This window comes from Lutaonella thermophila, from assembly GCF_055387725.1.
In genome coordinates this window covers 1,430,359-1,445,260 of record NZ_AP043783.1, presented here as the reverse complement: position 1 = coordinate 1,445,260, position 14,902 = coordinate 1,430,359, and the positions used below count along the sequence as shown (strand labels likewise).

At 34.9% G+C, this 14,902-nt stretch carries 14 protein-coding genes; 13 read left to right on the top strand and 1 reads right to left on the bottom strand.

Annotated elements, in window-relative coordinates; translation table 11 throughout:
* Positions 1–91 precede the first annotated feature (91 nt).
* Positions 92–1,207 (top strand): PQQ-dependent sugar dehydrogenase, encoded by a 1,116-nt coding sequence (locus ACZ5CF_RS06760; RefSeq protein ID WP_464578427.1) that lies wholly within the window; start codon positions 92–94, stop codon positions 1,205–1,207.
* On the opposite strand, the gene murQ is transcribed toward ACZ5CF_RS06760, so the two are convergent.
* A complete protein-coding gene (gene murQ, locus ACZ5CF_RS06755) occupies positions 1,204–2,028 on the bottom strand; it encodes an N-acetylmuramic acid 6-phosphate etherase (RefSeq protein WP_464578426.1) in 825 nt (274 codons plus the stop codon). The two genes, ACZ5CF_RS06760 and murQ, sit on opposite strands and share 4 nt — an antisense overlap.
* An 80-nt stretch (positions 2,029–2,108) precedes the next feature.
* Between murQ and ACZ5CF_RS06750 the strand changes: the two genes are divergently transcribed.
* From ACZ5CF_RS06750 to lepB, 12 genes are all read left to right on the top strand, one after another.
* Complete coding sequence (locus ACZ5CF_RS06750) at positions 2,109–3,674, top strand: glycoside hydrolase family 10-like protein (RefSeq protein ID WP_464578425.1); 1,566 nt, start codon at positions 2,109–2,111, stop codon at positions 3,672–3,674.
* Entirely contained in the window at positions 3,664–4,749 is a 1,086-nt protein-coding gene (locus ACZ5CF_RS06745; RefSeq protein WP_464578423.1) for an anhydro-N-acetylmuramic acid kinase, read from the top strand. The genes ACZ5CF_RS06750 and ACZ5CF_RS06745 overlap by 11 nt, the downstream gene beginning before the upstream one ends.
* Before the next feature lie 39 nt (positions 4,750–4,788).
* Positions 4,789–5,397, top strand: coding sequence for a uridine kinase (gene udk, locus ACZ5CF_RS06740; protein WP_464578422.1), 609 nt, complete (start codon positions 4,789–4,791; stop codon positions 5,395–5,397).
* 18 nt (positions 5,398–5,415) lie between these two features.
* Positions 5,416–5,748: an FtsB family cell division protein gene (locus ACZ5CF_RS06735; protein WP_464578420.1), complete on the top strand. Its 333-nt coding sequence runs from the start codon at positions 5,416–5,418 to the stop codon at positions 5,746–5,748.
* Entirely contained in the window at positions 5,741–7,141 is a 1,401-nt protein-coding gene (locus ACZ5CF_RS06730; protein WP_464578419.1) for a methylmalonyl-CoA mutase subunit beta, read from the top strand. The genes ACZ5CF_RS06735 and ACZ5CF_RS06730 overlap by 8 nt, the downstream gene beginning before the upstream one ends.
* Positions 7,134–9,263, top strand: coding sequence for a methylmalonyl-CoA mutase (gene scpA / locus ACZ5CF_RS06725; RefSeq protein ID WP_464578418.1), 2,130 nt, complete (start codon positions 7,134–7,136; stop codon positions 9,261–9,263). The genes ACZ5CF_RS06730 and scpA overlap by 8 nt, the downstream gene beginning before the upstream one ends.
* A gap of 73 nt (positions 9,264–9,336) precedes the next feature.
* The gene (locus ACZ5CF_RS06720) at positions 9,337–10,218 is read left to right on the top strand and encodes an SDR family oxidoreductase (protein ID WP_464578417.1); all 882 of its coding nucleotides are present in this window, start codon (positions 9,337–9,339) and stop codon (positions 10,216–10,218) included.
* A gap of 94 nt (positions 10,219–10,312) precedes the next feature.
* Positions 10,313–11,086: a ParA family protein gene (locus ACZ5CF_RS06715; RefSeq protein ID WP_464578415.1), complete on the top strand. Its 774-nt coding sequence runs from the start codon at positions 10,313–10,315 to the stop codon at positions 11,084–11,086.
* The gene (locus ACZ5CF_RS06710; RefSeq protein ID WP_464578414.1) at positions 11,087–11,995 is read left to right on the top strand and encodes a ParB/RepB/Spo0J family partition protein; all 909 of its coding nucleotides are present in this window, start codon (positions 11,087–11,089) and stop codon (positions 11,993–11,995) included.
* Positions 11,985–12,587, top strand: a complete 603-nt coding sequence (locus ACZ5CF_RS06705; protein ID WP_464578412.1) for a DUF5683 domain-containing protein — start codon at positions 11,985–11,987, stop codon at positions 12,585–12,587. Before ACZ5CF_RS06710 ends, ACZ5CF_RS06705 begins: the two co-directional genes overlap by 11 nt.
* 2 nt (positions 12,588–12,589) lie before the next feature.
* The gene (gene dapB, locus ACZ5CF_RS06700; protein ID WP_464578411.1) at positions 12,590–13,291 is read left to right on the top strand and encodes a 4-hydroxy-tetrahydrodipicolinate reductase; all 702 of its coding nucleotides are present in this window, start codon (positions 12,590–12,592) and stop codon (positions 13,289–13,291) included.
* Between the two features lie 53 nt (positions 13,292–13,344).
* Positions 13,345–14,898, top strand: coding sequence for a signal peptidase I (gene lepB / locus ACZ5CF_RS06695; protein WP_464578409.1), 1,554 nt, complete (start codon positions 13,345–13,347; stop codon positions 14,896–14,898).
* The last annotated feature ends 4 nt before the right edge of the window (positions 14,899–14,902 follow it).

Sequence of the window (14,902 nt, the reverse complement as noted above, 5' to 3'; positions counted from 1 at the left end):
ATGCAAATATAGAATTTATGTATTAAAAAAATGCTAATATTTCGGAATTTTAGAGTGGTCTTTGTAACTTCAACCTAAAATTTTAAAAGCCATGAAATTACACGCCCTTTTTTTTGTTGCTACATTGCATTTATTTGTTTCTTGCAACGGAAAAGAAGACTCTAATATAGAGACTCCTAAAACAATAAATTATACATTAGAAGAGGTTGTTACTAATTTAATGAGCCCATGGGGATTAGCTTTTTTACCTGATGGCAGTATGCTAATAACAGAAAGAAGCGGCACATTAATTCATTATAAAAACAATACAAAAACAACTATTACAGGACTTCCAGATATTCATGTTAACGGACAAGGTGGATTGCTGGACATTGCTCTTCATCCGGATTACGAAAACAATGGTTGGATTTACTTTACTTATGCCTCTGTAGAAGGTGGTGGTTCTGGTGGTAACACAGCATTAGCACGTGCTAAACTTTCGGGTAGCAGTTTAACTAATTTAGAAGTTTTATATAAGGCCACGCCCAATACAACTGCCGGTGTACATTTTGGTTCTAGAATAGCGTTTGATGCGAATAACTATGTGTATTTTTCAGTTGGAGACAGAGGAAATCGTGATGTTAACCCGCAAAATATTAACAGAGACGGAGGAAAAATTTACAGGTTACATGATGATGGAAGTATTCCATCTGATAATCCTTTTGTTAGTGATCCTGAAGCTAAACATGCAGTTTTTAGCTACGGACACAGAAATCCGCAAGGTTTAACAGTACACCCGGAAACCGGTAAAATTTGGTCACACGAGCACGGCCCAAAAGGTGGTGATGAAATTAATATTATAGAAAAAGGTAAAAACTACGGATGGCCTGTAATTACATATGGTGTTAATTATGATGGCTCTATAATTACAGAAAACACCGAAATGCCCGGTATGGAGCAACCTATTTATTACTGGACCCCTTCTATTGCACCATGTGGGATGACTTTTGTTACTTCTGATTATTATTCAGACTGGAAAGGGAGTTTACTGGTAGGCTCGCTATCTTTTCAGTATTTAGAACGTTTAGTAATTAACAATAACAAAGTTGATAAACGCGAAAAATTATTTGAAGATATTGGGCGAGTTAGAAATGTAGTTCAAGCACCGGATGGTTATATTTACATAGCTGTAGAAGGTAAAGGTATTTTTAGAATTGTGAAAAGTTAATTTTTACCTTCATCAAAAGCTATTAGCGCTTGTTTTACAGAGCCGTGTTTATCTAACAATTTCTGGGCTTGCTCTCGGGTAATTTGCAACTCTTCTATTAAAAATCTAACTCCTCTGTCTACCAGCTTATTATTATTAAGCTGCATATTTACCATTTTATTACCCTTAACCCTACCTATTTTAATCATTAAAGCCGTAGAAATCATATTTAAAACAAGCTTTTGCGAAGTTCCACTTTTCATTCGTGTACTTCCGGTTACAAACTCCGGGCCAACAACAATTTCTATAGGTATATTAGCTTCTAAAGCCAAAGGAGACCCCGGATTATTGGTAATTGCAGCTGTTAAAATTCCATGCTTGTTGGCATCTTTTATTCCTCCAACAACATACGGGGTTGTGCCGGATGCTGCAATACCTACCACCACATCATTTTTATTAATTCCGTAAGCTGTTAAATCTAACCAAGCCTGTTTAGTATCATCTTCGGCAAACTCTACAGCTTTTCTAATTGCAGTATCACCTCCTGCAATTATTCCTATAACTCTATCAGGTGGCATACCGTAAGTTGGTGGTATCTCTGATGCATCTAAAATACCAAGCCTACCACTAGTTCCGGCTCCAATATAAAAAAGCCTTCCTCCTGCATTAAATCGTTCGGTTAAGGCATCCACTAATTTTGTGACAGCCGGAATTACTTTTTTAACAGCTAATGCAACTTTTTGATCTTCTTTATTCATACAAAGCAACAACTCTTCTGTAGACATTTTTTCAAGATTGTTGTAAAGAGAAGGTTGCTCTGTTATTTTTTTAAAGTTGCTCATATTGGGGTTAATATACAGTTATTTTGGTTACAAAAGTATAAATTTGAAAAGTGACTACCGTTTTTTTATATAAATCTTCTATGCGCATTCATAACATTGTTATCTTATTTTTATGCTTTAGCTTATTATCTTGTGGAATAACTAAAATAAACACCCCAAAAAGAGAATTTAGAGGGGTCTGGATTGCTACCGTTGTAAATATTGATTGGCCCAAACACAAAACCGATGCGGTAAGCAAACAGCAGCAAGACTTTATAGCATTATTAGAATATTACAAGAGCTTGCATTTTAATGCTGTAATTGTTCAGGTTAGGACTGCCGGCGATGCTTTTTACCCATCTAAACTTGCGCCTTGGTCTGAATACCTTACCGGAGAACAGGGAAACCCTCCTACTCCATTTTACGATCCGTTAAAGTGGATGATTACAGAAAGTCATAAGCGCGGTTTAGAGTTTCATGCATGGTTAAACCCATATAGAGCTACCATGAGCTTAGATACGACTAAACTTAGTACTAATCACGATTTTTATGTGCACAGAGATTGGATGGTTAAATACGGTAACAGGTATTATTACAATCCCGGCTTACCCCAAGTGCAGAAACACTTAACAGCTATTGTTAAAGAAGTTGTAGAACGTTACGATGTAGATGCAATTCATTTTGATGATTATTTTTATCCGTATAAAATTAAAGATGAATTTTTTAACGATACAACTTCGTACAAGCTTTATGCCTTGCCAAATCAATCAATAGAAGATTGGCGTCGCGCAAATGTAGATTCGCTTATTTACAACATTCATAAAACCATAAAGAGCAGCAAGCCCTATGTTCAATTTGGTATAAGTCCGTTTGGAGTTTGGAGAAATGCTTCTGTTGATGAGCGTGGCTCTAACACACAAGCCGGACAAACAAATTACGACGATTTATATGCAGACCCTTTAACATGGATGAAAAACGGTTGGATAGATTATTTAGCACCTCAACTTTACTGGAGAATAAAACATCCTAAAGTTTCTCATAGTTTACTAATAGACTGGTGGAGTAAAAACACTCAAAACACAAATTTATATATTGGCAATGCTGCATACAGAGTTAAAACGGCAAATCATAAAGATTGGAATAAAAAATATCAGTTGCCTAAACAATTAAACTTAGCAAGAGAAAACAAACAGGTAAAAGGTAATATATTTTTTAGTGCTAAATCGTTATATAACAAACACCAAAAAGTAACTAATCTTATAAAACGCAAAGTATATTACAGCCAATCTCTTACTCCAAAATCTCCTTTACTTACTCAAACAAAACCACCAAGCAAACCTAAATTAATATCAATTAAAAACTTACCTAAAGCTATAAACTTTACTTTTAAAATAAATGATAGCAGTAAGATTAGAAGTCTGTTATTTTACGTAAGTAATTCTGAAAAAAAAATTAGAAAAAAAAACGTACAATATTTAATTACTAAAATACCTGTACAAAACAATACTGTTACTGCTACAATTTTAAAAAAAGCTATTAAAAAATTTAAATACATTGCATTCTCTGTGGTAGATGTTTACAGAGAAGAAAGCAATGTTGTTTTATTAAAAAGAACACCCCAAAGAGGTGATACATCATATAAAATCTCTCAATTAAATGAGTACTAAAATATACAATGTTATAGGGCTTATGTCTGGAACCTCGTTAGATGGTTTAGATATTGCTCACTGTAGTTTTACTTATTCGGGTAAACAATGGAATTTTACTATAAATAAAGCAACTACCATACCTTATCCAAACAAGTTAAAAGAAAGTTTGGCTAATGCCATACACGTTAATGCACCGGATTTGCTAGCGTTGCATAATTTTTATGGCATCTGGTTAGGAAAGCGTACTAAAGAATTTATTGTAAAACATAATCTTGAGGCAGATTTTATTGCCAGCCACGGTCATACTGTGTTTCATCAACCCCAAAAAGGCATAACCTTCCAAATAGGCTCAGGGCAACATCTTGCCAATGCAAGCGAGTTAAAAGTTGTGTGCGATTTTAGAACGCTCGATGTAGCACTGGGAGGGCAAGGAGCACCATTAGTGCCAATTGGAGATAAGGAGCTGTTTTCTGAGTACGATTTCTGCTTAAACCTTGGCGGAATTGCTAATATTTCTTTCACAGAAAAAGGTAATCGTATAGCTTTTGATGTTTGTCCGGTAAATATGATGTTAAGCTACATTACAGAACAAATAAATTTACCATATGATGATGAAGGGAAAATAGCAGCAACCGGAATTTGCAACAACCAGCTATTAAACACATTAAACAGTTTGCCTTTTTATCAAAAAAAACACCCTAAATCTTTAGGTTTTGAGTGGTTTCAAGAAAATATAATGCCTGTTTTAAACAGCACCTCAGACACTCACAATAATATTTTAAACACCTTAGTTTTACATATTGCCTCGCAGCTTGCCAATACCATAAGCTTACATGCAAACCCAGCTAAAGAAAATAAAATATTGATTACAGGTGGCGGTACTTACAATACCTTTTTAATAAATACGCTTAAAAGCAAACTTCCTAAAAACTGCATTGTAATAGTACCAGATAACACTTTAATAAACTATAAAGAGGCTCTTGTATTTGCTTTTATGGGAGTTTTACGTGTAGAGGGCAAAACTAATTGTTTAAAATCTGTTACCGGTGCTAAAAAAGATTCTTCAAGTGGAGTTATCTTTTATCCGTCATAAGTATTTTGAATTCTTAAATTTGCAAAAACAAAACGTATTATGCTGATAATTGGAATAACCGGAGGTACCGGATGTGGTAAAACTACTGTTGTTAATCAAATAATTAACTCCTTGCCTGAAAATGAAGTTGGAGTAATCTCTCAAGACTCTTATTACAAAGACACCTCGCACCTTACTTACGAAGAGCGTACTAAGATAAATTTTGATCATCCAAGAGCTATAGATTTTAAACTCTTAAAAAAACATTTAACCGAACTCAGAAACGGCAACCCAATAGAGCAACCTGTATATTCTTTTGTAGAACATAATCGTACAAAAGAAACTATTTTAACACATCCCAGAAAAGTAATGATTGTAGAGGGAATCTTAATCATGTCTAAGGCAAAACTAAGAGACATGTTCGATATTAAAATTTTTGTTCATGCCGATTCTGACGAACGATTAATAAGACGCATAAAACGAGATATAAGTGAGCGTGGCAGAGATATAGAAGAGGTTTTAACACGTTACCAAACTACCCTAAAACCCATGCACGAGCAGTTTATAGAACCTATGAAAGAATATGCAGATATTATTATTCCAAACAACAAATACAATACTGTTGCAATAGATATTGTTAGAACCATTATAAACGAAAGATTATCATAATCAATAAACTAACTAAACGTGAATTTTAAAGCACTTAAATCAAAAAAATGGTTTGCTGTAGCCAGCAATATATATGTTATTGTAAGTGCTGTTTTTATTGTTTGGATGCTTTTTTTTGATACAAATTCTTATTTAACACACAGAGAATTAGAAAAAGAAATAAACAAGCTAGAAAAACAAATAGATTTCTTGCAAAAAGAAATAGAAAAAGACAAAGCCACCATTAAAAAACTAAAAGATCCTGAAGGGATTGAACATTTTGCAAGAGAAAAATATTATTTAAAAAAAGATAACGAAGAGATTTACTTAATAGAATACAAAGACAGTATTAAAAACCAGCAAAATGAGTGATTTGCTATTTAATGAGTTTGAGCCGGTTTCGGCTAAACAATGGAAACAAAAAATTCAGGTAGACCTTAAAGGAGCAGATTATAATGAAACTTTAATCTGGAAAACTCCCGAAGGTATAAATGTAAAACCATTTTATCATCCTGATGAAGACGGCCAAAATGCTGTAAACATTCAAACAAAAGCAATCAATTGGCTCGTTGGTCAGTTTTTTTATGCCTCTGATGCCAATGCAACCAATAATCAAATAAAAGATGCTTTACAGCGTGGTGCAGAAAGTATTTTAGTTACCATTCCAACTGCAGAAACTAATTTAAGTACACTATTTAACGGTATAGATTTAACTAAATATCCTACCTATATTCAATTAGAATTTTTATCTGAAGAATATGTTTCAAAAATCACTAATTACTTCAGCAAAAATCACTCTAACGCTACCTATCATATATTACAAGATGTAGTTGGCAATTTAGCCAAAACAGGCAACTGGCATGCCAATTTAAAGGAAGACTTTACAGTACTAAAAAATATTTTATCCGGCACTAAAAATATAAAAAACGCAACTTTTTTATCTGTAAACGCTGCACTTTATCAAAACGCCGGTGCTACAATAGTACAGCAGTTAGCATACAGTATTGCACATGCAAACGAGTACTTAAATATGCTAAATAATGCGTCGTTGCTATCAAATAATAAAAACAATCTTATTACTTTTCATGTTGCCGTTGGGAGCAATTACTTTTTTGAAATTGCAAAACTCAGAGCCTTGCGCTTGTTGTGGCAAACTATTGCCAAAGAATACAATTGCTCTGCAAACTGTACAATAATTGCAACACCTTCTAAACGCAATAAAACGCTTTACGATTACAATGTTAATATGCTTCGTACTACAACAGAATGTATGAGTGCTGTTTTAGGTGGTGCTAATATGGTTTACAATTTGCCTTACGATGCTCTTTACCACAAAAGCAATGAATTTGGTGAGCGCATTGCCAGAAACCAATTACTAATATTAAAACATGAAAGCTATTTTAATAAAGTAAATAATCCGGCAGACGGAAGCTATTACATTGAAAGTTTAACACAACAACTAGCTCAAAAAGCCTTAGAAATATTTAAGCAGATAGAAGCCGGAGGCGGATTTATAAATCAGCTTAAAGAACATACCATTCAACAAAAAATAAAAGAAAGTGCTAAAACAGAACAAGAAGCTTTCAATACTAAAAAAGAAGTGTTAATAGGAACTAATAAATATCCTAATGAAAATGATAGGATGAAACACGAATTAGAGTTACATCCATTTGTTAAAAAGAACACTCGAAAAACTATTGTTGAACCCATCATTGAAAAACGCTTAGCCGAAGCGTTAGAGCAAGAACGTTTAGAAAATGAGTAGAAAAGAAATTCAACATATTACCTTAGCTAATGATAATACAGCTGCTAAAAATGTTGCTTCTAATGGAGAAGACTTTATAACAGCAGAAGGCATATCAATTAAATCGGTTTATACTGTAAATAATCTTGAAGAAGCAGAGCACTTGCGCTTTGCTGCCGGGATACCTCCTTATTTACGTGGCCCATACAGTACAATGTATGTTAGAAGACCATGGACAATTAGGCAGTATGCAGGATTTTCTACAGCAGAAGAAAGTAATGCATTTTACAGAAGAAACTTAGCTGCCGGCCAAAAAGGTCTCTCTGTTGCTTTTGATTTGGCTACACATAGAGGTTACGACAGTGATCATGAACGCGTAGTGGGCGATGTGGGTAAAGCCGGAGTAGCTATAGACTCGGTTGAAGACATAAAAATACTCTTCGACCAAATTCCGCTCGATAAAATGTCGGTTTCTATGACTATGAACGGTGCCGTTTTGCCTATAATGGCTTTCTATATAGTTGCAGCCCAAGAACAGGGCGTTAAGCCTGAGCAACTTTCTGGTACCATTCAGAACGATATTTTAAAGGAGTTTATGGTGCGTAACACTTACATTTACCCTCCTACTCCATCAATGAAAATTATTGCCGATATATTCGAGTACACCAGTAAATACATGCCCAAATTTAACAGCATTAGTATCTCTGGATACCATATGCAGGAGGCTGGTGCTACTGCAGATATTGAGTTGGCATACACACTTGCAGACGGTTTAGAATACATTAGAACCGGGATAAAAGCCGGGATGGATATAGATGATTTTGCTCCACGATTATCTTTTTTCTGGGCTATCGGGATGAATCATTTTATGGAAATTGCTAAAATGAGAGCTGCAAGAATGTTGTGGGCAAAACTGGTTAAGCAATTTAATCCTAAAAACCCAAAATCATTAGCCTTAAGAACACACTGCCAAACTAGTGGATGGAGCTTAACAGAACAAGACCCATTTAACAACGTAGCAAGAACTTGTATTGAAGCTGCTGCAGCTGCATTTGGTGGCACACAATCTTTACATACCAATGCATTAGATGAGGCAATTGCATTGCCAACAGATTTTTCGGCCAGAATAGCCAGAAATACTCAGCTTTATCTTCAAGAGGAGACTAAAATTACTAAAACCGTAGACCCTTGGGCAGGAAGCTATTATGTAGAATCTTTAACACATGAAATAGCGCATAAAGCTTGGAAACTTATTCAAGAGATTGAAGATTTAGGCGGAATGACCAAAGCTATCGAAGCCGGTATTCCTAAAATGCGAATTGAAGAAGCTGCCGCAAGAAAACAAGCCAGAATAGATAGTGGGCAAGACATAATAGTTGGAGTAAACAAATACAGACTTGCAAAAGAAGACCCACTTCAAATTCTCGAAGTAGATAACAATGTTGTTAGACAGCAACAAATAGAGCGTTTACAGAAAATAAAAAGAGAAAGAAACTCAGAAAAAGTATCGGCTGCCTTGCAAAAACTTACAGATGCAGCTAAAACAGGCAATAAAAATTTATTAGCTTTAGCAATAGAAGCAGCTAAAGAGAGAGCAACTTTAGGTGAGATTAGCAGTGCTCTAGAAACTGTATTTGGCAGGTATAAAGCAAACATTCAATCATTTAGTGGAGTGTATTCGAAAGAAATTAAACAAGACGATAGTTTTGAAAGAGCAAAACAGTTAGCCAACACCTTTGCAGAGCAAGAAGGTAGAAGACCCCGTATTATGATTGCTAAAATGGGGCAAGATGGACACGACAGAGGAGCAAAAGTTGTTGCAACGGGCTATGCCGATGTAGGTTTTGATGTAGATATCGGTCCGCTTTTTCAAACTCCAGCAGAAGCTGCAAAGCAGGCAGTAGAAAACGATGTTCATGTTTTAGGAGTATCGTCATTGGCCGGTGGGCATAAAACACTTGTTCCTCAGGTTATAGAAGAACTTAAAAAATATGATCGTGATGATATAATGGTTGTTGTTGGCGGTGTTATCCCACAACAAGATTATGAGTTTTTGTTTAATGCCGGTGCTGTTGCTGTATTTGGTCCGGGGACAAAAATTAGTGATGCAGCCATTACCATTTTAGAAATTTTATTAGACTAGCATAATTTTTATTATGCATGCATATTATTTTAGGTTTTATGTGTACTTTTATCAAAACTAAAATCAATTACCTATGATGTATGCACAAAAAATGCTTCGTGAAGATGCATTAAAAGGAAAAAATATTGTAGTAACCGGTGGCGGAAGCGGTCTTGGCAAAGCAATGACTAAATACTTTTTAGAGTTAGGAGCCAACGTTGCTATTACATCTAGAAACTTAGAGAAATTAACTCAAACCGCTAAAGATTTTGAGGCAGAAACCGGAGGTACTTGTTTACCCGTACAGTGTGACGTTAGGCATTATGATCAAGTAGAAGCCATGCACAAGCAAGTTATAGATGCATTTGGTAAAGTTGATGTATTGCTTAACAATGCTGCCGGTAATTTTATATCTCCTACAGAACGTTTATCGGCTAACGCTTTTGATACAATAATAGATATTGTTTTAAAAGGAACTAAAAATTGTACATTAGCTTTCGGTAAACATTGGATAGACACCAAACAAAAAAACACCAATGTTTTAAATATTGTTACTACCTATGCTTGGACAGGCTCTGCGTATGTAGTACCAAGTGCAACAGCAAAGGCCGGAGTTTTGGCTATGACACGTAGTCTTGCAGTAGAATGGGCTAAATACGGTATGCGCTTTAATGCAATAGCTCCCGGACCATTCCCTACTAAAGGAGCATGGGATAGACTACTTCCGGGCGATTTAAAAGAGAAATTTGATTTAGCTAAAAAAGTACCGTTAAAACGTGTAGGAGAACATCAAGAACTTGCCAATTTAGCAGCCTATTTGGTATCTGATTTTGCAGCATATATAAACGGAGAAGTGATAACTATAGATGGAGGCGAATGGTTAAAAGGTGCTGGGCAATTTAACCTACTAGAGCAAGTTCCTGAACAAATGTGGGATATGCTCGAAGCAATGATTAGAGCTAAAAAGAATAAGTAATTATTACATTTTTTATTCACTTTCTGTTAATAAATTACATTTTTTTAACCCATAAATAATTGTATTTTTACCTCTTACAAATCTATTACAAAACATGGGCAAAATCATTGCTATTGCAAACCAAAAAGGAGGCGTAGGTAAAACTACAACAACCGTTAATTTAGCTGCTTCCTTGGGTGTATTAGAAAAGAAAGTTTTGTTAATTGATGCCGACCCCCAAGCAAACGCCACTTCCGGATTAGGAATTGATGTAGAAACGGTAGAGTCTGGCACTTATCAACTGTTAGAACACACCCTAGACGCCAAAGAAACTATTATTAAAACAAGTTCTCCTAATGTAGACCTCATACCGTCTCATATAGATCTTGTTGCTATAGAAATAGAATTGGTAGATAAAGACAATAGAGAATATATGCTTAAAGAAGCTATTGGTAATCTAAAAGAAGAATATGATTATATTTTAATAGATTGCGCCCCTTCTTTAGGCTTATTAACTCTAAATGCATTAACAGCTGCAAACTCAGTAATTATACCAATTCAGTGTGAGTATTTTGCGTTAGAAGGTTTGGGCAAACTACTTAACACCATTAAAAGTGTTCAAACAATTCACAACCCTGATTTAGATATTGAAGGGCTTTTATTAACCATGTACGATTCTCGTTTACGATTATCTAATCAGGTTGTAGAAGAAGTACAAAAACATTTTAGCGGAATGGTTTTTGAAACCATTATACAACGAAATGTTCGCTTAAGTGAAGCCCCAAGTTTCGGTGAAAGTATAATTAATTATGATGCCAGCAGTAAAGGTGCTGCAAATTACTTAAACTTAGCGCACGAGATTTTAGAAAAAAACAAGCAAACCGTATAGATGGCAAAAGCAACGAAAAAGCAAGCACTAGGAAGAGGGTTATCGGCTTTGTTAAAAGACCCAAATAACGATATTAAATCTGCATCAGATAAAAATGCCGATAAGGTTGTTGGAAACATTGTAGAGCTCGAGTTAGATGCAATTGATGTTAACCCTTATCAGCCCAGAACCAGCTTTAACGAAGAAGCTCTTAGCGAACTTGCTACTTCTATAAAAGAGTTAGGAGTAATACAACCCATAACCGTTAGAAAAATTGGTTTTAACAAATACCAATTAGTTTCTGGGGAGCGCCGTTTGCGCGCATCTAAAATAGCCGGATTAAAAACTATACCTGCTTATATTAGGATTGCTAACGATCAAGAATCGTTAGAAATGGCTTTGGTTGAAAACATTCAACGCCAAGATTTAGACCCTATAGAAATTGCACTTTCTTACGAACGATTGATTGATGAAATTCAGCTAACACAAGAGCAGCTAAGTGAACGCGTTGGTAAAAAACGTTCTACCATTACCAATTACTTAAGATTATTAAAGTTAGACCCTATTATTCAAACCGGAATGCGTGATGGTTTTATATCTATGGGACATGGCAGAGCTTTAATTAATATTGAAAACAGAAACCAACAGCTGGATATTTACGAAAAAATAATAGCGCAAAAACTTTCTGTTAGAGAAACCGAAGAGTTGGTTAGAAACCTTCAAAACGGCTCATCTTCAAACCAATCAAAAAATACTACTAAAACCCAAATTCCGGAAAACGTAAAGAAAGACATAGAAGCTTTATCTAACTATTTTGGCACTAAGGTTGCAGTAAAGTTTTCTTCGAACGGAAAAGGTAAACTTACCATTCCTTTTCAATCAGAAGAAGATTTTAAACGCCTAAAAAAGCTAATCTCAGGTGAGAATTAAACAATTTGCAACAGTATTTTTTTTATGGGTTACAGTTGTAACTTTTGCTCAAGAACAGCAAACAGATAGCACAGTTACTACTGCAACAGAACGTATTATTAAAAAACATTCTATAGACCCGCTCGCCCCAAGTAGAGCAGCATTTTATTCGGCTGTATTGCCCGGTTTAGGACAAGCATACAACAAAAAATACTGGAAAATACCTATTGTTTATGGTGCCATAGGCACAGGAGTTTATTTTTACAAAAAAAATGCAGACCAATACGACCGCTACAGAACTGCCTATAAAAGAAGGTTAGCCGGTTATACAGACGATGAGTTTTACGATATTAATAACTCTGGTGTTGTTGTAGGCAATCCAGATGTAAGTGACGACGCACTAAGAGATGCTCAAGAATTTTACCAGCGTAATAGAGACCTTTCGCTACTTATTACCATAGGTCTTTATGTGCTTAACATTATAGATGCCAATGTAGATGCGCATTTAAGGCAATATAATGTTAATCCGGACCTTACATTTAAACCGTATCTTTACCAAAATCAAATAGACGCCCGTGTACATTACGGCATGCAGTTAACTTTTAATTTTTAGCTATGAAAATTGCGTTGTTAGGTTATGGTAAAATGGGAAAAACCATTGAACGATTAGCAGCAGATCGTGGTCATACCATATCACACAAAATAACAAATAACATTACTGAGCATTCCTTAACAAATACCGATGTTGCCATAGATTTTTCTGTGCCTGATGCTGCTTTTAACAACATTAGTTACTGCCTAAAAAACAACATTCCGGTTGTATCTGGTACTACCGGGTGGTTAGATAAATATAATGATGCTGTAGCTCTTTGTGAAAAACATAACGGTGCTTTTATTTATGCTTCTAATTTTAGTTTAGGTGTAAATGTTTTTTTTGAATTAAATGAACGATTAGCAACACTATTAAAAAATCAATCACAATACAATGTAGCTATAGAAGAAATTCATCATACACAAAAACTAGATGCACCAAGTGGTACAGCAATTACCTTAGCAGAAGGCATCATTAAACACACAAATAAAGAAAAGTGGAGCTTAACGGATACCGGAGAAAATACAATTCCTATAACGGCTAAAAGAATAGAGAATGTTCCCGGAACACACACGGTTAGTTACCAAAGCGACGTAGATTCTATAAACATACAACACACAGCTCATAATCGTGACGGATTTGCTTTAGGAGCAATTATAGCTGCAGAATGGTTAATTGGTAAAACAGGCGTTTTCACTATGAGAGATGTGTTAAACATTGGTTAAACACGTAACATTATTGGTTGTATAAACACTAAAAACAAAAAACATTTTTAATTATGAACATAACACAATGGTTATTGTTTTTTATTGCTGTTCAAATAATTCACTTTTTAGGAACCTGGAAACTCTATAAAAAAGCCGGACGAAAACCATGGGAAGCAATTATACCTGTTTATAATGCCATTGTGCTTATGCAAATTATAAACAGACCTAAATGGTGGGTAATATTGCTATTTATTCCGATAATAAACTTAATAATGTTTCCGGTTATTTGGGTAGAAACCATTCGCAGTTTTGGAAAAAACAGTCGCTTAGACACCCTTTTAGTAGTTGCTACGTTAGGTTTTTATATTTTTTATCTGAATTACGCATTAGATGTTGCCTACATATCCGATAGAAGCTTAAAACCAAAATCGGCTTTAGGAGAATGGGTTAGCTCTATATTATTTGCAGTTGTAGCTGCCACTTTAGTTCATACATATTTTATTCAACCATATGTTATCCCTACCTCATCTTTAGAAAAAACTTTACTAGTTGGCGACTTTTTATTTGTTAGTAAGTTTCACTACGGAGCAAGAGCACCAATGACCACAGTGGCAATGCCTATGGTTCATGATACAATCCCGGTTGTTAAAACTAAATCGTATTTAAAATGGCCACAACTGCCTTATTTTAGATTACCCGGTTTTCAAAAAATAAAACGTAACGATATTGTGGTATTTAATTGGCCGGTAGATACTGTTCAACAGTTTTTTAAAACCCCCGACAAAAAAATAATTAAACCAATAGATAAAAAATCAAATTACGTAAAACGTTGCGTTGGTATTCCGGGTGATACATTAGAGATTAAAAATGGTTATGTTTTTATTAATGGCAAACAAAATAATTTACCCGATAGAGCTAAATTACAGTTTAGTTATAAAGCAACCCTAAAAGGTAGCGGCCTCACACGCCAGCTATTAGCAAACCGTTATGATATTACAGATCCTGTTGGTTTAATACACAGAGACACAGTGCTATTTACTGCCGTTACAGAAGAAGCTGCTGAAAGGTTAAAACACAACCCTAATGTAGCATGGCTCGGTAAAAATATTGAGCCTAAAGGTGTTAGAAACCCTAATATTTTTCCACAGCATCCAAATTATAACTGGAATCAAGATAATTTTGGTCCGATTTATATTCCAAAAGCAGGTGAAACAATTCAATTAAACTTACAAAATTTACCGCTATACAAACGAGTAATTAAGGAGTACGAAGGCAACACGTTAGAAGTAAAAAACAATCAAATTTATATTAACAATACTCCCACACAGTCTTACACTTTTAAACAAGATTATTACTGGATGATGGGTGATAATCGTCATAATTCTGAAGATGCAAGAGTTTGGGGATTTGTACCATTTAATCACGTAGTTGGGAAGCCTGTTTTTATTTGGATGAGTTGGGACAGTAATGCTTCCGGGATTATGAATAAAATTAGATGGGAGCGTTTATTTACTACAGTTGGTGGAAACGGCAAACCCGTTTCTTACTTTAAATACTTTTTAATTATTCTATTTGGTTGGTTAATTTTTGATTTTATCAGGAAACGAAAAAAAGCAAGCAAATAACCTC